Origin of the sequence: Agarivorans sp. B2Z047 (genome assembly GCF_023373605.1) — a bacterium.
Taxonomy (GTDB): domain Bacteria; phylum Pseudomonadota; class Gammaproteobacteria; order Enterobacterales; family Celerinatantimonadaceae; genus Agarivorans; species Agarivorans albus.
Window position 1 is genome coordinate 3604764 of the sequence record NZ_CP088080.1, and the last position, 19653, is coordinate 3624416.

Consider the following 19653-nt stretch of genomic DNA (forward strand, 5'->3'; position numbering starts at 1 on the left):
CTATGTTGTGTGCGACCACTTAAGTGGTTCATATAATCTATTTAAACTAAAACGAGCGGCTAAAAGCCGCCCGTTGTTTTATATGTTTAGCTTACTGCTGATCGGGCTCTGCCTCACCAGCATCGTCTGCAGTTGGTGCATCCTCGCTTGGTGCTGCATCACTTACCTCAGCCGCCTGCTCGCCTTCGGCTAGCTCTTCTAACTCGTCTTCTTCAATTTCATCGATACGCTGAAGGCCTACCACTTTCTCATCTTCAGAAGTACGGATTAAAGTAACACCTTGAGTATTACGACCCACTAGAGATACTTCATTTACTCGAGTACGCACCAAGGTGCCACCGTTGGTAATTAGCATCATTTCTTGCGCTTCCGTTACCTGAACCGCACCAACCACTAGGCCGTTACGCTCGCTCACCTTGATAGAAACAACACCTTTAGTTGCACGGCTCTTAGCTGGGTACTCATCAAGCTTGGTACGCTTACCGTAACCATTTTCTGTAGCGGTAAGAATATCACCGTCACCGGTTGGCACAATTAACGATACCACTTTCTGGCCAGCATCAAGTGAAATACCACGAACACCAGCAGCAGTACGACCCATTGGACGCAATGCCAATAACTCTTCACCAGTTTCTGGGTCTAGCTTCACCGCGCCAGTTTCACTATCACGTTGCTTCTCGTTAAAGCGAACCACTTTACCTGCATCAGAGAACAGCATAATTTCGTTATTACCGTTGGTAATATCTACGCCAATTAGTTTGTCATCATCATTAAGGTTAATAGCACGAATACCACTTGATAGCGGACGTTTAAATGCTGTTAGCGGTGTTTTCTTAACCGTACCGTTAGCGGTAGCAAACAAAATGAACTTGTCTTCTTCGTACTCACGTACTGGCAAGATAGCGGTAATGCGCTCATCTTCGGTTAACGGAAGTAAGTTAACAATTGGCTTACCACGCGCTTGACGACTCGCAAGCGGCAGTTGGTAAACCTTCATCCAGTAAACTTTACCTACCGTTGAGAAACACAGTACGGTATCGTGAGTATTGGCAACTAACAGTTTCTCGATGAAGTCTTCATTCTTCATCTTAGTTGCTGCTTTACCTTTACCACCACGGCGCTGAGATTCGTACTCTGTCAACGGTTGGTACTTAACGTAGCCTTCGTGAGATAGGGTTACTACCACGTCTTCTTCGTTAATTAAGTCTTCTAGAGAAATATCAGCACTGTTAGCAGAAATCTCGGTGCGACGCTCATCACCAAACTGCTCACGCACTTCGATAAGTTCGTCACGAATTACTTCCATCAAACGCTCAGGGCTATTTAAGATGTGGAGTAATTCGGCGATAAGTTCCAACAGGTCTTTGTATTCGCCAATGATTTTTTCATGTTCTAGACCGGTTAACTTGTGTAAACGTAAGTCTAGAATTGCTTGAGCTTGAATTGGTGTGATGAAGTATTGGCCATCACGAATACCAAATTCAGCTTCTAACCAATCTGGGCGAGCCGCGTCATCACCAGCACGCTCTAACATTGCTGATACTGCGCCTAAATCCCAACCTTTAGCCACTAATGCAGCTTTTGCTTCAGCAGGCGTTGGTGAGGTTTTGATTAGCTCAATAATCTCATCGATATTAGCTAGCGCAATGGCTAAGCCTTCAAGGATGTGGGCGCGATCGCGCGCTTTGCGCAATTCAAATACGGTTCGACGTGTAACCACTTCGCGGCGGTGGCGAATGAAACACTCGATCATTTCTTGCAGGTTGAATATCTTAGGCTGGCCGTTATCCAAGGCCACCATATTCATACCAAAAGATACCTGCATTTGCGTTTGTGAGTACAAGTTGTTTAGTACAACTTCACCCACTGCATCACGCTTAAGCTCAACCACAATACGCATACCGTCTTTATCAGACTCATCACGTAGAGCAGAAATACCTTCTAGTTTTTTATCTTTAACCAGCTCGGCCATCTTCTCGATTAAACGAGCTTTGTTCACCTGGTAAGGGATCTCGTGAACAATAATGGTTTCTTTACCGTTTTTCTCGGTAACCACTTCGGCTTTAGCACGAATAGAAACTTTGCCACGACCGGTTCGGTAAGCTTGAATAACACCAGCACGGCCGTTAATGATACCGGCAGTAGGGAAATCTGGCGCAGGAATAAATTCCATCAGCTCATCAATAGTGATGTCTGGGTTTTCAATCATTGCCAAACAACCGTTAACCACTTCGGTTAAGTTGTGTGGTGGAATGTTGGTCGCCATACCTACCGCAATACCAGAAGAACCGTTAACCAATAGGTTAGGAACTCGAGTTGGCAGTACTTCAGGGATTTGCTCTGTACCATCGTAGTTAGGTACGAAGTCTACGGTTTCTTTTTCTAAGTCGGCCAGTAAAGAGTGGGCTAACTTATCCATACGGATTTCGGTATAACGCATGGCCGCCGCAGAATCGCCGTCCACCGAACCAAAGTTACCTTGACCGTCTACCAACATGTAACGCAGCGAAAATGGCTGCGCCATGCGAACAATCGTATCGTAAACAGCACTATCACCATGTGGGTGATATTTACCAATTACGTCACCTACCACACGGGCAGATTTTTTATAGGGTTTATTCCAGTCGTTACCCAAAACATTCATTGCGTAAAGCACCCGGCGATGTACTGGTTTTAAACCATCACGTACATCTGGCAAGGCGCGCCCCACAATAACGCTCATGGCGTAATCAAGATATGAGCTCTTTAACTCATCCTCAATATTGACCGGCGTAATCTCTTTTGCAAGATCGCTCATAGACGACAAAATCCTTCGTTTTTATTGCTTTTTACAATTACTCAGCGTAATCGCAAACTTTACCATAAAATAACGGCCTTAACAGGCTTGATGTCGCTCTTTTCAGTTAGAAAAATGAAAAAACTCAAGAATTGAACAAAAGCTAGTGACTGCAATGAACAAGTTCTTATAATGCCTACAAATACTGACGTGGATTGACAAGTTTATGGAACACCCTCAAAGCAACGAAAATGTTGACCATCAAGAAATTGCACATTTTGCAGGCTTAGCCTCACGTTGGTGGGATAAACAAGGGGAATTCAAAACCCTTCACCAAATCAATCCACTGCGTTTAGATTACATTGAGCGCGGCGCGGCAGGTTTATTTGGCAAAAAAGTACTCGATGTAGGTTGCGGTGGTGGTATTTTAGCCGAAAGCATGGCGGTTCGCGGAGCCGACGTTACTGCTATTGATATGGGTAAAGAACAAATTGAAGTTGCCAAGCTACATGCTTTAGAAACTGGTAGCCAACTTAACTACTTACAAACCACGGCAGAAGCGCATGCCGAAGCACATCAAGCGCACTACGATGTAGTAACCTGCATGGAGATGATAGAACACGTACCGGACCCAGGTTCAGTGATAGCCGCTTGTGCCAGCATGGTTAAACCCGGCGGTAAAGTATTTGTCTCTACCATTAACCGAACGCCAAAAGCCTACCTTTATATGATTCTGGCTGCCGAGAAGTTACTAAAAATTGTACCCGATGGCACTCACCAACATGACAAATTCATCCGCCCTTCGGAGCTACTAGCATGGGCCGACCAAAGCAACTTACGTAGCGAAGCCATTAGTGGTGTTCAGTTCACCCCTATTATTGAAAGCTTTCGCTTAAGTCGAAACGTAGATGTTAACTACATGGTGCAACTAGCTAAACCGGAGCAATAATGAATAAGCAAGCGGCGGTATTGTTCGACCTTGATGGTACCTTACTTGATACTGCACCAGACTTAGGCGCTGCTGCTAACTATGTGCTTGAACAACACCAACAAGCGCCGCTCAGCTTAGCCCAAGCGCGTCAGCTTAGCTCTCACGGCGCTATCGGTTTGCTAAAAGCAGGCTTTGGCAGCACTTGGGAGCAGCAGCCCCAAGCTGAATTACGCCAACAATTGCTTGACTACTATGAGCAAAACATCTGCCAAGGCACCGATTTTTTCCCCGGTATTAAACAAGCATTACAATGGCTTAACCAACACCAGATTCCTTGGGGAGTTATTACCAATAAACCCGAGGGTTTAAGTAAGCAGTTACTTCGCTTCTTCCCTGAGTTTGAACAGTCTGACGTATTGGTTGGCGGTGATACACTGCCACTGCGTAAGCCCGACCCGGCACCCATGCTATTGGCTTGCCAAATCATAAAGGTTAAGCCTGAGAACTGCTTATATGTGGGCGATGCTGAACGCGATATTCAGGCGGGCAATAATACCAATATGACTACCCTACTGGCCCTTTGGGGTTATCTCTCTGAAGAAGACAAGGTTGAGCAATGGGCTGCAAATATTCACTGCCAAAAAAGTGAACAGCTCGAACAAACAATAATCGACTGGCTGGGCGATTTGTAAGCAAGTTCAAGTTTTATAAAAATAAATTTTTTGAGTAAAATTTTACGAAAAAAAACTTGCATTAATGCAAGCTTAGTCAGCTTATATAGATAGCTAGTTAGTAACTACTAACATAGCCAAGTTATTTGCAAGTTATACACAATATCTTCAACTTTGCCAAGACTTGCGAAAAAGCCAAAACCTCATTATCTTGTATCCATAAAATTTGAAAACACTATATCTAGTGGCTAAGGAAAAATAGCAGTACTAGATAAGCAGTAGCGAAATTAGGATAACAGGGCCTCCCCTTCATGAATAAAGATCTTCTGATAACCAAACGCAGCGGTAAACAAGAAGCGATCAACTTAGACAAGATTCACCGAGTGATAACTTGGGCCGCTAAAGGCCTTAAAAATGTCTCGGTATCGCAGGTAGAACTTAAGTCTCATATCCAGTTCTACGATGGCATGGCCACTAAAGATATTCATGAAACCATAATTAAGGCTGCGGCAGATTTAATCTCTCAAGAAACGCCAGACTACCAATTTTTGGCGGCGCGTTTAGCAGTATTCCATTTACGCAAAAAAGCCTATGGTCAATTTGAACCACCTAAACTTTACGACCACGTAGTAAAACAGTGTGAAGCTGGCCGCTACGACATGCATTTGCTTAAAGACTACAGCCCTGAAGAATTTGCCCAAATGGACGACTTTATCGACCATTGGCGCGACATGGACTTCTCATACGGCGCAGTTAAGCAACTTGAAGGAAAATACCTAGTACAAAACCGCGTTACAGGTGAGATTTTCGAGAGTGCCCAGTTCTTGTATATTTTGGTAGCAGCATGTTTATTTGCTCACTACGACAAATCGGTTCGTCTTGATTACATTCGTCGCTTTTATGATGCGACGTCTAAATTTAAGATCTCTTTACCTACGCCAATCATGTCGGGTGTGCGTACCCCAACTCGCCAGTTTAGCTCTTGTGTATTGATTGAGTGTGGCGACAGCTTAGAATCAATTAATGCCACTGCTTCTTCAATTGTAACTTACGTTTCTCAACGTGCGGGCATTGGTATTAACGCAGGTCGTATTCGCGCCTTAGGCAGTGAAATTCGCGGTGGTGAAGCCTTCCACACGGGTTGTATTCCGTTTTATAAGTATTTCCAAACAGCGGTTAAATGTTGCTCGCAAGGCGGCGTTCGCGGAGGTGCAGCCACTATTTTCTACCCGTTTTGGCACTTAGAAGTAGAATCACTTTTAGTTCTTAAAAACAACCGTGGTGTAGACGATAACCGAGTTCGTCACATGGACTACGGTGTGCAGCTTAACAAACTGATGTACCAACGCTTGGTAAAAGGTGAAAACATCACCCTATTCTCGCCAAGTGATGCTCCTGGGCTTTACGATGCCTTCTTTGAAGACCAGGATAAGTTTGAAAGCTTGTATGTGAAATACGAGCAAGACCCAAGCATCCGTAAAGAGCAAATTAAAGCTGTTGACCTATTCTCGTTGCTAATGCAAGAGCGCGCCTCAACGGGTCGTATCTACATTCAAAACGTAGACCACTGTAATACTCACAGCCCATTTGACCCAGCACAAGCACCGGTTCGCCAATCTAACCTATGTTTAGAGATTGCCTTACCAACTAAGCCGCTACAACACGTACATGATGAAAATGGCGAAATTGCCCTTTGTACGCTTTCAGCCTTTAACTTAGGCGCTATTGAAGACTTAAATGAGTTAGAAGAGCTGTCTGACCTTGCTGTTCGGGCTCTAGATAGCCTGCTAGATTATCAAGATTACCCAATCAAAGCCGCTAAGAAAGGCTCGGATGGCCGTCGTACCTTAGGAATAGGTGTTATCAACTACGCCTACTACCTAGCTAAAAATGGCACTAAGTACAGCGATGGCAGTGCCAACAACCTCACACACCGCACCTTTGAAGCAATTCAATACTGGTTGCTTAAAGCCTCTATGCGCTTAGCCAAAGAGCAAGGCGCTTGCCCAATGTTTAACGAGACGACCTACTCGAAAGGTGTATTGCCTATCGATACTTATAAACAGTCGTTAGACAAGCTTAGCGATGAACCTTTGCATTACGACTGGGAAGAGCTGCGTGAAGAGATTGTGACTCACGGTTTACGTAACTCAACGCTTTCTGCCTTAATGCCGTCAGAGACTTCTAGCCAGATTTCAAATGCAACTAACGGTATTGAGCCACCTCGCGGTTTTATTAGCGTTAAAGCCAGTAAAGACGGTATTTTGAAACAAGTTGTGCCAGAGTTTGAAGCACTTAAAGACAACTACGAATTACTGTGGGACATTCCTAGCAACGAAGGTTACTTGCAGCTAGTTGGCCTAATGCAGAAGTTTGTTGACCAAAGTATCTCGGCCAACACTAACTACGACCCAAGCCGTTATGAAGGTAACCGCGTTCCAATGAAAGCATTGATTGCCGACTTGCTAACCGCCTACAAATATGGGGTTAAAACGCTGTACTACCATAACACCCGCGACGGTGCTAGCGACCAACAAGACGACCTGAAGCCAGAGCCAGAAGATGATGATTGCGCTGGCGGAGCATGTAAGATTTAAGCCAAGTTTACGCGCTAAAGCGCATTAAGAAATTTTTAGGGAAAATGTAGATGAGCTACTCAATTTTTACTCAAAATGCCAACGATGCTACCAAAGAACCAATGTTCTTTGGTCAGCCTGTAAACGTGGCCCGTTATGACCAACAGCGTCATGAGATTTTTGAAAAACTAATCGAAAAACAACTGTCTTTCTTCTGGCGACCTGAGGAAGTAGACGTAAGCCGTGACCGTATTGACTACAACAAACTGCCGGCTCACGAACAGCATATTTTTATTAGTAACCTAAAGTACCAAACACTGCTTGATAGTATTCAAGGCCGCTCGCCTAACGTGGCGTTGTTACCACTAGTTAGTTTGCCAGAGTTAGAAACCTGGATTGAAACTTGGGCCTTTAGTGAAACCATTCACTCTCGCTCATACACCCACATTATTCGTAATGTAATGGGCAATCCTGGTGAAGTATTTGATGACATCATGGAAAATGAAGAGATCATCAAGCGCGCTAACGACATTGCCAGCTACTACGACGATCTGATTCAAGCCACCTCTATTTACCACCTGCATGGTGAAGGAGAGCATGAGGTTGATGGTGTTGTTCATAACATCACTGTGCGAGAGCTTAAGAAAAAACTATATCTTTGCTTAATGTCGGTAAACGTGCTTGAAGCGATTCGTTTCTACGTAAGCTTTGCCTGTTCATTTGCCTTTGCAGAGCGCGAGTTAATGGAAGGTAACGCCAAAATCATTAAGCTAATTGCCCGTGATGAAGCGCTGCATTTAACCGGTACTCAGCACATGATTAACCTAATGCGCGAAGGCAAAGACGATCCAGAAATGGCTGAAATTGCTGCCGAGTGTGAAGTAGACGCATGGCGCATGTTTACCGATGCCGCAGAGCAAGAAAAAGAATGGGCAAAATACCTCTTCAAAGATGGTTCGATGATTGGGTTAAATGAAGACATTCTTTGCCAATACGTTGAATACATTACCAATACCCGCATGCAAGCAGTTGGTTTGTTACCTTGCTTTGAAGATCGCAGCAATCCTATCCCTTGGATTAACTCTTGGTTGGTATCAGACAACGTACAAGTGGCACCACAAGAAGCGGAGATCAGCTCTTACTTAGTAGGGCAAATTGACTCTAGTATTGATATCGATGATTTCGAGGACTTTGAGCTGTAATGTCTCAAAAAGAAGGCCGCGTTATTGCAGGCGGAATAGAAGTGGTGGTTGATAGCCACCATAAAAGCATCTTAGAAGCGTATGAGCAAGCTGGCTTTACGCCGGAGTATCATTGCCGCGAGGGTGTATGCGGCGCCTGCAGAACCACCCTAGTAAAAGGCGAAGTGGAATATAGCCACACGCCTTTAGCTAACATTCCTAAAGGGCAAATTCTTAGCTGTTGCAGCAAGCCCAAAGGCACTGTTGAGTTGGCTGAACAACCTCCGTTCAAGCGCCAAATCGCCTAAAAGTAGTCCTTACATTGCTCCTTAACTACGCGATGTATGGACTATACTTTCAATAATCTCTTTAGTTTTTCGGCAAGTAACAGATAACTTAACTATCTGTGTTTTTCTTTGTCTTGTGAGGCCAACATGATCATTCGGCGTCAACCCTTAATAGCAATTAGTAGCAGCTTGTTGCTGCTTACCGCTGTGTTGATTGGCTGGAAGGTATTGAATCCGCCTGCGATTGGTGAAAACGCGATATGTCGCGCAGCTATCGCAACTCACTTTATGCAGCGCCAACTAGGACAAATTCAAGCACTACCCGACTACCCGCATCAATACGTAAGTGCCAGCCATTTAGGAGATGTCCCTAAATCTGTGGGCTGCCAAATTAGCGGCCAGCTCATCAGCATTAGTGAGCAACAACATGCGATAGCCAATTTGTACTTTGAACAAAAACGTAATCAAATTGCGATTATTGTGCCGCGACCAGCAGCACCTAGCCGAGTTAGGTTATTTACCCGCGAGCAGCTCACCTTTCACAAAGTACGTTTAGCTAAGCACGATTTAGCCACTGGCATTCATGAGATGTATGGCGAAGGTTTTGATACCAACCAAATTATTCAGCAAACTGTGGCGTTGCTTAAAGCCAACCATATTTGCGGCCAGTTGGAGCGCCAACAAAACTTAAGGTTATCACCGGTACCAGTTAACGATAGCTACATGAAGCAAGCGAGTATACTTACGCCTTATCTGATAAATATGGTGCAACGCTCGCCGCTTAATGTTGAAGAAATGCTTAAAACCAAACAACAAATAGCTGGCTTAGAACAGGGCTTCCAACAAAATACTCAAAGCTTGGTACAGTGGTTACAACAAACCGAAAGCAATACACCAATAGATAAACGCTTATTGGAATATCATTTGCGCGACTTACGCCGTGCCAATCCACGCTTATATTTGCCAAGTAACTGCTTGCAGGCTTACATTCACTCAGCAGAGCTAACCCAAACCCTATAAGTGTTAACAAATGTGTCTTAGCGCATGTTGTATTCGAGCATATTCGTTATACACTAGGGCTAATACTTTTGAGAGAGGATACATGCACGATGGTAACTGATAGTGAAGGTTACATTCAGTTAATTGGATTTTTAACAGATAACTTAGCGCTGTTTGAGCATACGCAAGCTCAGCAAAATCCCTTAACTATTTGCGACTATGTCTCTGAGCAACTATCAGAAAGCGTGATGTTGGTTTGTCGTCAACATGAGCATTTAGACAGTGAACATCGCTTTACTGTGATTCGCGAGATTGACGCAATCGTTAACGACTTAGAACAAGTTCTCTCAGGAGTGTGGATGTCTAGCCCCACCCAGCAACAACAGCAATTCATTGATGAGTTTGTTGGCTTAATCAAAAACATGTTTGATAACCAACTAATCGCTGTAGATCCTATTTAGCTGTTGGTTATTTATCACCGATAGCTTTAATACCATCGAGATGACTAAAACAGTGCTCCCGGGCTATATCTAAAAACGCTTCGATATAGGCGCTGTCTTGATGACTTTCATGGCGCGCCGCATACAAGTTTTGCCACAGTTTCCCATCCCCTAGCTCACGCGTCACAATGTAGCCTTTGTTTACATATTCAGTTAATGCCCAATTTGGCAATACAGCGACCCCGCGGCCACTGGCTACCAGCTGCATCATCATAATCGTCATATCCACTTTACGTACCGCTAAGGGTTCAACGCCGGCTGGGTCTAAAAACAGATTAAACAGATCTAAACGATGGGTATCTACTGGGTAAGAAATGAGCACTTGATTGGCAAAATCTTCTGCCTCTATTACCGGCTTGTCTACCAAAGGATGACTAGGGCTTAAAGCTAGGGTCGGCTGATAAGAGAACAGTGGAGAAAATACAATACCTTCACTAGGCTGAGGGTCTGAAGTAATAACTAAATCTAACTGACCTTGGGCAAGTTCAGGTAAAGGTTCAAAACTAAACCCGCTGCTGAAATCTAACTCAACATCTGGCCACAAACCTCGGTAATTATCGATAGCAGGCATCAACCAGTTAAAGCAACTATGACACTCAATGGCTAGGTGCAAACGCCCCGCTTGCCCACCAACTAAACGGGCCAGTTCACGCTCGGTATGTTGAACTTGCTCTAGCACACTATCTGCTAACTCTAACACCCGTAAGCCTGCCATAGTAAAACGCAAAGGCTTGGTTTTACGCACAAACAGCTTCGCCCCAATGCGCGATTCTAACTCTTTGAGCTGATGTGAAAGAGCCGATTGGGTTAAGCATAAACGCTGCGCAGCTACCACCAAAGAGCCGGTTTCTCTTAAGGCTTGTAAGGTTTTTAAGTGTTTGAGTTCTAACATAGTCTCGCAGTAGTCAATTATGTTGCGCCGTCAGTTTATCACCATCTAACGCGGTTCTGCGCTTTCATAATAAAAAATCCTGAAAAAGCGCAATTAGCTTGCCTAAACACTTGCATGCTACCGCAAAAAATAAGTTAATACGTTTATTGTAAAGGGACCCATAATCATCATGTATCAAATAGAGAAGTCACATAAGCTAGACAACGTATGTTACGACATCCGTGGTCCAGTGCTGAAACAAGCAAAACGCCTCGAAGAAGACGGCCACCGTGTTATCAAATTAAATATTGGCAACACTGCCGAATTTAATTTTGAAGCCCCTGAAGAAATTCTGGTAGATGTTATTCACAACCTACCTACCGCCCAAGGCTACTGTGACTCAAAAGGTTTATTCTCTGCCCGCAAAGCGGTGATGCATCATTATCAATTGCAAGGCTTACGCACTACTACCCTAGAAGATATCTATTTAGGTAACGGTGTGAGTGAGCTAATCGTAATGGCCATGCAAGCGCTACTTAATAATGGCGATGAAATGTTAGTGCCAGCTCCCGACTACCCATTGTGGACAGCCGCTGTAACACTATCTGGCGGTAACCCAGTACATTACGAATGTGATGAACAAGCAGGCTGGTTCCCAGACATTGAAGACATTCGCAGCAAAATTACTCCTCGCACCAAAGGCTTAGTGGTAATTAACCCTAACAACCCTACTGGCGCAGTTTATAGTAAAGAGTTGCTGCTAGAGTTAGTGGAGTTAGCGCGTCAGCATAATCTGATTTTATTTGCCGACGAGATCTATTCAAAAGTCATTTATGATGAAGCCCTGCACGTACCTTTATCTACTTTGTCAGACGACGTATTAACCCTCACCTTTAACGGTTTATCTAAGGCTTATCGAGTCTGTGGCTTCCGCTCGGGTTGGATGCTGGTGAGCGGCCCTAAACATCGCGCTAAAGATTACATAGATGGTTTAGACATGTTGGCCTCAATGCGCTTGTGTGCCAATGTGCCAGTTCAGCATGCCATTCAAACCGCCTTAGGTGGTTACCAAAGTATTAATGAGTTAATCGTACCAGGCGGTCGCTTGTATGAGCAGCGCAACCTAGCCTGGCAATTACTCAATGATATTCCCGGTGTAAGTTGTGTAAAACCGCAGGGCGCAATGTACTTGTTCCCTAAACTTGATGTGAAAAAATTCAACATTAAAGACGACCAACAGTTCGCCTTAGATTTACTGCAGCAAGAGAAAATTTTGGTGGTGCAAGGTACTGGTTTCAACTGGACCAAGCCAGATCACTTCCGCATTGTATTTTTGCCTCGCGAAGAAGAATTACGTGAAGCGATTGGCCGCATCGCCACTTTCTTAGATGGTTATCGCCAAGCCGACTAATGGCAACTCATTTCCAAACTCAATAAGGGTGCGTTAAGCACCCTTTTTATTGTGTTTAATTCAGCCAGATGCATTAGCTTAAGGTCATGTTATTTTTAGAAAATCTGTTGTAGTGTAGAGCTTGTACCAATCACATTAAGTAAGTGTTCAGAAATAACGCAGGAAAAATACTCGAGAATAAGGCAGAGTTTTTCGATAAGTAGTTATTCTACAATCAAAAATTCTAACGCAGTTATCGAGCATTTTAACCAGATAGAATAAACAGTTACTTAGTACGATTGGTATTAAGCAATTTGGGAGCGCGCAATGAGTGAACTAAGCCAACAAGCTGGAACAGCAAGATACGCCGAAGAGCAAAACCAACGACGTAACGATCATCGCAGCGTATGGCAGCGAGACAGAGCGCGAATTTTGCATTCCGCAGCCTTTCGTCGCCTGCAAAACAAAACCCAAGTCCTCAGCATAGGCAACAACGATTTCTACCGTACTCGCCTCACCCACTCACTTGAAGTGGCGCAAATTGGTACTGGTATTGTTGGCCATATTAGCGCTAACAATCAGCCACAAAATTGCGTATTGCCCGAGCTTAATCTTATCGAGAGCCTTTGCTTAGCTCACGACATTGGTCATCCGCCCTTTGGCCACGGCGGCGAGGTGGCGCTCAACTACATGATGCGTGACGACGGCGGTTTTGAGGGCAACGCACAAACTTTTCGTATTCTCACCAAGCTTGAACCGTATACTCGCGCAAATGGCATGAACCTTACTCGGCGAACTCTGTTAGGCATAATGAAGTACCCCTGCCTGCTCAGCCAATTGCAAAGAAACCCGCTACCACCAGTAGCTAAGAGCTTTCGTCAATTAAAAGTGGCGGACTGGGCGCCAGCTAAAGGTATCTATGATGACGACAAGCACCTCTACAACTGGGTGCTTGAAAGCTTAAGCCAAGCCGACAGAACCACCTTTGTTGGTAGCCGCAGCCTAGGCGATGCGCATCACCGTAAAAGTAACTACAAATCCCTAGATTGCTCGATAATGGAGCTAGCTGATGACATTGCTTATGGGGTGCATGATTTAGAAGACGCTATAGTGATGGGCATAGTTAGCCGACACGACTGGCAAGAACAGGTAGCCTCAGCCATTGCCGACATAAAAGATTGCTGGCTAGCAGATGAAATAGGCGGGCTGTCGGTGAAGTTATTTAGCCGACATCACTACGATCAAAAAGATGCTATTGGCAGCCTTGTGAACGGCTTTATCACCGCTATAAGCTTACAAGCGCAAACAAAATTTGAGGAACCTCAGCTGGACTATCAGGCTAAAATGGATCCTCCCATGGCGCAAGCGCTAGATGTATTAAAACGTTTTGTATTGCACTATGTGATTCAAACACCTGAGATAGAAATGGTTCGCTTTAAAGGCCAGCAAGTGGTTATGGAGTTATTTCAAGCTTTTGCCAGCGATCCAGAGCGTTTACTGCCCATCAATACTCGCAGCCGTTGGTTGCAAGCAGGTGAAGACAACGAAAGCCAAGCCAGGGTGATTGCAGACTACATCGCGGGCATGACAGACGACTATGCAAACCGTTTATTTCAAACACTTTTTTAGCAATAACCCACACAATTTGAAATAGCACTATCACTCTCAGTATATCTAGCATGTAACAAGTAACACTTGCAGCAGAAGATCGCTTATTTTGCAAAAAATACAGCGATTTTTTGTTAGTTTTTCTAGCTAGACAACAACTTTAATAAACCGTTTACAAAGCCGTTAATTAGCTTGATTTCCATCAAGCTCTTTTCTGGCTAACACACTAAATTTAAAGGAGAGAAAACAACAAGAGGTATCGTTATGATTAAAGTAGCCGACATCATGACCACCAACCCGCATACTGCTTTTGAGCAGACCACGCTTGAAGAAGCGATTAGCCTGTGTAACGAACACAAAATTCGCCATCTCCCTATAGTGGATAGTCAGCAACACCTTATTGGTTTGGTGAGTGAGCGAACCTTACTAGCCGCACAAGAATCAAACCTTAGCAAAACTTCCGAAGCTCAGCGCCGCGCACATGAACAACAAATAATGCTCAAACACATTATGTTGACCAAGTTGCATACCGTAGATGCAGCGGCAGGAGTTGGGCAAGCCGCTAAGCACATCGAACGGCATCGCATTGGCTGCCTGCCAGTAGTAGAAGGTAAGAAGCTGATCGGAATAATTACCGATACCGACTTTGTAGGTGTTGCAATATCATTGCTAGAAATGCTGGCAGAACAAGAGCCTTTAAGCCCTGACGCATAAGGTAATATTACAACAGTATTTCAGCATTAGCGTGACACACAGCTAAGTAAATTAGAAAAAACCTGTATATTTTAGTAAAAAAATTACAAAAACAGGTTGTTTTGTGAGCTTTGTCACGCTAAGATTAATCCATAAATTGCTTGGCGCTCTCATCCTATGGCGTCGCATTCAGCCGATACTGAATTTGTCGATTTATGGGGCCACTAATCGCCCCTGCTATTGTGCTCTTAGCGATAGCACGTATTAGTCATTCCTTATGTTTTTTTGTCCAGCCTTGAGCTGGATTTTTTTTGTCTGCAGTTCTTCCCACAGTCAATTTCAATTACCTTCACTTTTTTAACAAAAGCCAAACCAAGCCCACAGCAGCAGTGGTAAGCTATTGATTGCTACTACTCTCTCTAATCAAGCTTGTTAAGGATTTTAAAGCTATGATGTTTCGCCTTGCACCGCTGTTACTCACCTTGCTAGCAACTACCGCCCAAGCTTTCGATCAGGGAGAAACCATAAACATACCAATGACCGAGCAAGGTCTGCTGTGGAATAAGCAAATACAATTAGAAGCAACCTTATATAAACCTGCAGGAGAAGGCCCTTTTCCACTGGTCATCTTTAACCATGGTTCTACTGGACCCGGCGTCGTGGCCGACACGCTAACCATTAAGCCATGGGGATTTGGCGCTTACTTAAACAAGCGCAACATTGCTTTGCTAATACCAATGCGACGAGGCAGAGGCGCATCACAAGGCCGTTATAAAGAATCTTACAATTGCAGTGTAAACAGCGTTGAATCCGGTATTAACTACGCGTCCCAAAGCCTAGATGCCACCATGCAATACCTGCAGCAACAAACTTGGCTAGACCAAGAAAAAATTGTCATTAGTGGGCATTCCCGAGGAGGATTGTTGTCGGTAGTTTACGCAGCTAAACACCCTCAGAAGTTTAAAGGCGTAGTTAATTTTTCCGGCGGTTGGATGGGTGGCCAATGCCAAATCAAAACCCCACTTGCCAGTAATCAAGGCCTGTTTAGCCAGGCTGCTAACAACAACCCCTTGCCACACCTATTTATGTATGGCCGAAACGATCCTTATTACTCAGATAGTGAAATTGAAAGCTATGCTCAAGCTTTTGCGGAAGCCGGCGGGCAGATCGATTTTCAGTTTTATTCTCTGGGCTCATCAGCAAACGGCCACGCGCTATTTTATGAACATAGTGACTTCTGGATCGAAGGTTTTAAGCAATACATGCAGCAACTGGATTTAATGTAGCTAAAGCTGCCTAAGTGCCGCTGCCTAATATATGCTTAGTGAATGAACTATTTAGCTCACTTTCAGATTGCACAGCATACTAACACGTCTATTGTGGGCGCTTTTCTGGGCGACTTTGTAAAAGGACAAAACTGGCAGAGTTACCACAGCGAGGTGCAACTTGGCGTAAAGCTACACCGTAAAATAGATAGCTTTACCGATCAGCAAGTCAATCAACTGGGTTTAGCTCACTGTTTTCAAGCCAGTTTAAGGCGCTACTCAGGTATAGCTCTAGACGTGTATTTCGACTATTTGCTGAGTTTGCACTGGCAACAATTCTCTACCAACTCGCGCTCTGAGTTTATAAGCCAGTGTTATGAAGAACTTGAGCACTTTCCACTAACAGACAAAGCCAAACATACCGCCAGCCATATGCGTGAATATGATTGGTTGGAACAATACCAGCATCAAGACAGTGTTGCTGGCACCTTACGCGCTATTAGTCGGCGACTGCGCCGCCCGGCCAAGCTAGAGCTGCTGTACGAGGATATTCTTTGTCACTCTGCAGAACTTGATGCAGCATTTTTAGCGCTTTACCCCAAGGTGCTTCTACACGCTCAAGAATTTGTGAACAACTATCAGCCGAAATAAGTAACCCGAGCTCGGGATAATAAACTGGTATCTAGCGGCTATTTTTACTTATTTCGGTGTTGAAGCTACTTGCAATAGACCAGCTATTGGCGCGCAGCTTCGTCTTGAACTAAGTAAAACTATCTCGCAAGAAACATGAAGCTAGATTAAGTACTGGCTAGCAGAGTTATCGTCACTTCCTTATCCCGAGTTCAGGTTAAGTAGAAAAAGAGCAGCCCTTAGGCTGCTCAAATAGGTGTTACATAGCGTTTTTATTATTAGTGTCTAAATAGTAAACCTTAGCTAAATTGCTCTTCTTCGGTAGAACCCGTTAACGCGGTTACTGAAGATTGACCACCTTGAATCACGTTGGTTACTTGGTCAAAGTAGCCCGTGCCTACTTCTTGTTGGTGAGCAACGAAAGTGTAGCCTCGGTCAGCAGCTTGGAACTCTTTCTCTTGAACCATGTTAACGTAGTGCTTCATGCCCTCGCCCTGCGCATAGTTATGGGCAAGATCAAACATGTTGTACCACATGTTATGAATACCGGCTAAGGTGATGAACTGGTACTTATAACCCATGTCGCTAAGCTCTTGCTGGAACTTAGCAATGGTTTCATCATCTAGATTCTTACGCCAGTTAAATGATGGTGAACAGTTGTAAGCTAACAGCTGACCTGGGTGCTTAGCATGAATAGCTTCGGCAAATTTGCGAGCCTCTTCCAAGCAAGGTGTTGCCGTTTCACACCAGATTAAATCGGCGTACTCTGCATAAGCTAGGCCTCGGCTAATCGCTTGGTCGATACCCGCACGTACTTTGTAGAAGCCTTCAGCTGTGCGTTCGCCTTCTACGAATTCGGCATCGTAAGGGTCTACATCTGAGGTTAGCAAGTCTGCAGCGTTAGCATCTGTACGAGCAATCACCAAAGTAGGAACACCGGCAACGTCAGCCGCAAAGCGTGCTGCAACCAGTTTTTGCACCGCTTCTTGGGTTGGAACCAATACTTTTCCGCCCATGTGGCCACATTTTTTAACTGAAGCAAGTTGATCTTCAAAGTGAACACCAGCAGCACCCGCTTTGATCATGTTCTTCATTAATTCAAAGGCGTTTAGCACCCCGCCAAAACCCGCTTCTGCGTCGGCAACAATTGGTAAGAAGTAATCTAAGCCACCATTTGCAGGAGACAGACCATTGGCCCATTGAATTTGGTCGGCACGTTGGAAAGAGTTGTTAATACGCTCAACCACTTTAGGCACGGAATCTACAGGGTATAGCGATTGATCAGGGTACATACTAGAGGCAGAGTTATTATCGGCGGCAACCTGCCAACCTGATAAGTAGATAGCTTCGATGCCCGCTTTAGCTTGTTGAACGGCTTGGCCACCGGTTAAAGCGCCTAAACAGTTAACATAACCTTTTTTAGCTTGGCCGTTTACTAAGGTCCATAGCTTCTCGGCGCCACGTCGAGCAATGGTGTTTTCAGGGATAATAGAACCACGCAGTTTCACTACTTCTTCAGCAGTATAAGGACGCTTAACGCCTTTCCAGCGAGGGTTCTCTGCCCAGTCTTTTTCTAATGCTTGAATTTGCTGTTCTCTTGTTAATGTCATGTTCAATCCCTCTTAGACTCTATTCCTCGATACAAGTAGCTTGTATCACTCATTCACGTAGTTTTTTGGTACCGCTATTTGTGCGGTTACTCTTTAATTAATGCCAAGCAACACAGGCTTGGAAAATACAACTCGATACTTTTAACTTTTGCTTTTTTTGTCTAAAAGTACCGAGCTAAGTTTGGAGCGCCGTATCAGCATTATTGTTGCTTTTGACTGTGGCTTTTGCTCCTTGTCTAGCCTTGTTATTAAGCTCGTTGGCCACTGCTTATTAACCTGGTCGGCTTTATTTAGCTAAGTGTTCACCTGTTTGTAAATTGCCACTGTATCTAACGTAAATTGCGACCCAAACATGTAGCTTTTACGTAGCTGTAATTACAGTTACAAAAATAAAACAGCCTCAATGATAAACACCAAACCTTGTCTTAAACCGGAAAAACAATTAAACAACCGTTTAAAAACCTCCCCAAGACCCTGTTTTTTATAACACCGAGAAAAACAAAAGCAAAGCTTTATTTAAAGTATTAACTCTATTTTATTAACATATAGTCAACCTTTCGTTTACTACCTTTGTCGAAAAAAGAAATTTAATTACGTAATATAAATACAAGTTGACGAGCGAGTAACCCAAAACCCCGAAATAAATTAACGTTTACGTAAAGGTAAATTGATTAGCTAGGTCTCATAGAAGGACAATTAGACGAAAGTTACATTATATTTAATAAGCACTTACAGGCTGTTTTAAACAACAGTTTAAAATTATATTAACGGTGTTGTTTTCACCAACTAAGTAACTAATGATACATAAGCGGGAAAAGTTGTTATTAAACAGAAATGGATTTTTGAAGAGATCAGACCAGAGAAATGAAAAAAATTTAAATATTTTTCTCTAAAAACTAAAAAAGCTGGCCAATCGCCAGCTTTTTTATCACTTAAACCTTAGCCTTAAAGCAGCTTTTCCACTTCATCTCCGGCTAAATGGCGAATATCTTTACCTCTTACGAAGTAGATAATGTACTCAGCAATGTTTTGACAACGGTCGCCTACTCGCTCAATAGCACGTGCCGCGTTTAAGGCATCTAGCACTTGAGGAATAGAACGAGGGTCTTCCATCATATAAGTCATCAACTCACGAATAAGGCGCTCGTATTCTTTATCCACCTTTTTATCTTCTTGGTGAACACTCCACGCCATTTCTACATCCATACGTGCGAAACCATCTAACACGTCATGCAGCATTTTGGCGGTGTGCTGGCCCAAGTGCTCTAAGCTACTTAGAGACGCCTTAAGCGGTTTATCCATGTTTCGCTCAACCATACGGGCAATGCTTTCTGCTGCATCACCAATACGCTCTAAATCAGCAATGGTTTTAATAATCGCCATTACAATACGTAAGTCACTAGCTGCAGGTTGGCGCTTAGCAATAATGCGAGTGCACTCTTCATCAATAGCAACTTCAAAAGAGTTTACTTTGCTGTCGGTACTAATCACCTTGCTCACTAACTCTGCGTCAGGTCGGCTTAACAGGCTAAGGGCGTCGATCAGTTGTTGTTCAACTAAGCCACCCATTGCCATAATTTGGTTGCGCACATGATCCAGTTCAGCATTAAACTGACCAGATATGTGTTTGTTCATGTTTAACTTATCCATATCTTTTCCTCAGCG

16 protein-coding genes are annotated in these 19653 nt (G+C 44.0%); 12 read left to right on the forward strand and 4 right to left on the reverse strand.

Features of this window, described 5'->3' with window-relative positions; all coding sequences use genetic code 11:
* Window positions 1-91: 91 nt before the first annotated feature.
* Window positions 92-2797, reverse strand: a complete 2706-nt coding sequence (gene gyrA / locus LQZ07_RS16460; RefSeq protein ID WP_152781344.1) for a DNA topoisomerase (ATP-hydrolyzing) subunit A — start codon at window positions 2795-2797, stop codon at window positions 92-94.
* Window positions 2798-3002: 205 nt separating this feature from the next.
* On the opposite strand from gyrA, the gene ubiG reads away from it, so the two are divergent.
* The 7 genes from ubiG to LQZ07_RS16495 all read left to right on the forward strand — a co-directional run bounded on the left by ubiG (window position 3003) and on the right by LQZ07_RS16495 (window position 9882).
* Window positions 3003-3725 carry a bifunctional 2-polyprenyl-6-hydroxyphenol methylase/3-demethylubiquinol 3-O-methyltransferase UbiG gene (gene ubiG, locus LQZ07_RS16465; protein WP_016401724.1) on the forward strand — a complete coding sequence of 241 codons (723 nt, stop codon included), beginning with the start codon at window positions 3003-3005 and terminating at the stop codon, window positions 3723-3725.
* A complete protein-coding gene (locus LQZ07_RS16470) occupies window positions 3725-4399 on the forward strand; it encodes an HAD family hydrolase (RefSeq protein ID WP_152781346.1) in 675 nt (224 codons plus the stop codon). Before ubiG ends, LQZ07_RS16470 begins: the two co-directional genes overlap by 1 nt.
* Window positions 4400-4689: 290 nt before the next feature.
* Window positions 4690-6975 carry a class 1a ribonucleoside-diphosphate reductase subunit alpha gene (gene nrdA / locus LQZ07_RS16475; protein WP_016401726.1) on the forward strand — a complete coding sequence of 762 codons (2286 nt, stop codon included), beginning with the start codon at window positions 4690-4692 and terminating at the stop codon, window positions 6973-6975.
* Between the two features lie 50 nt (window positions 6976-7025).
* Window positions 7026-8156: a class Ia ribonucleoside-diphosphate reductase subunit beta gene (gene nrdB, locus LQZ07_RS16480; RefSeq protein ID WP_152781348.1), complete on the forward strand. Its 1131-nt coding sequence runs from the start codon at window positions 7026-7028 to the stop codon at window positions 8154-8156.
* The gene (gene yfaE, locus LQZ07_RS16485; protein WP_152781350.1) at window positions 8156-8443 is read left to right on the forward strand and encodes a class I ribonucleotide reductase maintenance protein YfaE; all 288 of its coding nucleotides are present in this window, start codon (window positions 8156-8158) and stop codon (window positions 8441-8443) included. The genes nrdB and yfaE overlap by 1 nt, the downstream gene beginning before the upstream one ends.
* A gap of 126 nt (window positions 8444-8569) precedes the next feature.
* On the forward strand, window positions 8570-9442 hold the full coding sequence (locus LQZ07_RS16490) for a hypothetical protein (protein ID WP_152781352.1): 873 nt from the start codon (window positions 8570-8572) through the stop codon (window positions 9440-9442).
* An 89-nt stretch (window positions 9443-9531) separates the two neighbouring features.
* Window positions 9532-9882, forward strand: coding sequence for a DUF3802 family protein (locus LQZ07_RS16495; RefSeq protein WP_016401730.1), 351 nt, complete (start codon window positions 9532-9534; stop codon window positions 9880-9882).
* A 7-nt stretch (window positions 9883-9889) separates the two neighbouring features.
* Here LQZ07_RS16495 and LQZ07_RS16500 read toward each other — a convergent pair whose 3' ends face one another.
* The gene (locus LQZ07_RS16500) at window positions 9890-10813 is read right to left on the reverse strand and encodes a LysR substrate-binding domain-containing protein (protein WP_152781354.1); all 924 of its coding nucleotides are present in this window, start codon (window positions 10811-10813) and stop codon (window positions 9890-9892) included.
* A 169-nt stretch (window positions 10814-10982) separates the two neighbouring features.
* On the opposite strand from LQZ07_RS16500, the gene LQZ07_RS16505 reads away from it, so the two are divergent.
* The 5 genes from LQZ07_RS16505 (at window position 10983) to LQZ07_RS16525 (ending at window position 16399) form a co-directional block, all read left to right on the forward strand.
* The gene (locus tag LQZ07_RS16505; RefSeq protein ID WP_016401732.1) at window positions 10983-12203 is read left to right on the forward strand and encodes a pyridoxal phosphate-dependent aminotransferase; all 1221 of its coding nucleotides are present in this window, start codon (window positions 10983-10985) and stop codon (window positions 12201-12203) included.
* A 306-nt stretch (window positions 12204-12509) separates the two neighbouring features.
* Window positions 12510-13811, forward strand: a complete 1302-nt coding sequence (locus LQZ07_RS16510; RefSeq protein WP_152781356.1) for an anti-phage deoxyguanosine triphosphatase — start codon at window positions 12510-12512, stop codon at window positions 13809-13811.
* Between the two features lie 243 nt (window positions 13812-14054).
* A complete protein-coding gene (locus LQZ07_RS16515) occupies window positions 14055-14504 on the forward strand; it encodes a CBS domain-containing protein (protein ID WP_016401734.1) in 450 nt (149 codons plus the stop codon).
* A gap of 428 nt (window positions 14505-14932) precedes the next feature.
* On the forward strand, window positions 14933-15769 hold the full coding sequence (locus tag LQZ07_RS16520) for a dienelactone hydrolase family protein (RefSeq protein ID WP_152781358.1): 837 nt from the start codon (window positions 14933-14935) through the stop codon (window positions 15767-15769).
* Between the two features lie 42 nt (window positions 15770-15811).
* Entirely contained in the window at window positions 15812-16399 is a 588-nt protein-coding gene (locus tag LQZ07_RS16525) for an ACP phosphodiesterase (protein ID WP_152781360.1), read from the forward strand.
* A 278-nt stretch (window positions 16400-16677) separates the two neighbouring features.
* On the opposite strand, the gene aceA is transcribed toward LQZ07_RS16525, so the two are convergent.
* Together aceA and phoU are read right to left on the reverse strand one after the other, a co-directional pair.
* Entirely contained in the window at window positions 16678-17988 is a 1311-nt protein-coding gene (gene aceA / locus LQZ07_RS16530; protein ID WP_016401737.1) for an isocitrate lyase, read from the reverse strand.
* Between the two features lie 945 nt (window positions 17989-18933).
* The gene (phoU, locus tag LQZ07_RS16535) at window positions 18934-19638 is read right to left on the reverse strand and encodes a phosphate signaling complex protein PhoU (RefSeq protein ID WP_016401739.1); all 705 of its coding nucleotides are present in this window, start codon (window positions 19636-19638) and stop codon (window positions 18934-18936) included.
* Window positions 19639-19653 lie beyond the last annotated feature (15 nt).

What these genes read in the sequence shown, in the direction of transcription:
- gyrA (WP_152781344.1), bottom strand. Translation starts at nt 2,797, where the DNA reads ATGAGCGATCTTGCAAAAGAGATTACGCCGGTCAATATTGAGGATGAG.
- ubiG (WP_016401724.1), top strand. Translation starts at nt 3,003, where the DNA reads ATGGAACACCCTCAAAGCAACGAAAATGTTGACCATCAAGAAATTGCA.
- LQZ07_RS16470 (WP_152781346.1), top strand. Translation starts at nt 3,725, where the DNA reads ATGAATAAGCAAGCGGCGGTATTGTTCGACCTTGATGGTACCTTACTT.
- nrdA (WP_016401726.1), top strand. Translation starts at nt 4,690, where the DNA reads ATGAATAAAGATCTTCTGATAACCAAACGCAGCGGTAAACAAGAAGCG.
- nrdB (WP_152781348.1), top strand. Translation starts at nt 7,026, where the DNA reads ATGAGCTACTCAATTTTTACTCAAAATGCCAACGATGCTACCAAAGAA.
- yfaE (WP_152781350.1), top strand. Translation starts at nt 8,156, where the DNA reads ATGTCTCAAAAAGAAGGCCGCGTTATTGCAGGCGGAATAGAAGTGGTG.
- LQZ07_RS16490 (WP_152781352.1), top strand. Translation starts at nt 8,570, where the DNA reads ATGATCATTCGGCGTCAACCCTTAATAGCAATTAGTAGCAGCTTGTTG.
- LQZ07_RS16495 (WP_016401730.1), top strand. Translation starts at nt 9,532, where the DNA reads ATGGTAACTGATAGTGAAGGTTACATTCAGTTAATTGGATTTTTAACA.
- LQZ07_RS16500 (WP_152781354.1), bottom strand. Translation starts at nt 10,813, where the DNA reads ATGTTAGAACTCAAACACTTAAAAACCTTACAAGCCTTAAGAGAAACC.
- LQZ07_RS16505 (WP_016401732.1), top strand. Translation starts at nt 10,983, where the DNA reads ATGTATCAAATAGAGAAGTCACATAAGCTAGACAACGTATGTTACGAC.
- LQZ07_RS16510 (WP_152781356.1), top strand. Translation starts at nt 12,510, where the DNA reads ATGAGTGAACTAAGCCAACAAGCTGGAACAGCAAGATACGCCGAAGAG.
- LQZ07_RS16515 (WP_016401734.1), top strand. Translation starts at nt 14,055, where the DNA reads ATGATTAAAGTAGCCGACATCATGACCACCAACCCGCATACTGCTTTT.
- LQZ07_RS16520 (WP_152781358.1), top strand. Translation starts at nt 14,933, where the DNA reads ATGATGTTTCGCCTTGCACCGCTGTTACTCACCTTGCTAGCAACTACC.
- LQZ07_RS16525 (WP_152781360.1), top strand. Translation starts at nt 15,812, where the DNA reads ATGAACTATTTAGCTCACTTTCAGATTGCACAGCATACTAACACGTCT.
- aceA (WP_016401737.1), bottom strand. Translation starts at nt 17,988, where the DNA reads ATGACATTAACAAGAGAACAGCAAATTCAAGCATTAGAAAAAGACTGG.
- phoU (WP_016401739.1), bottom strand. Translation starts at nt 19,638, where the DNA reads ATGGATAAGTTAAACATGAACAAACACATATCTGGTCAGTTTAATGCT.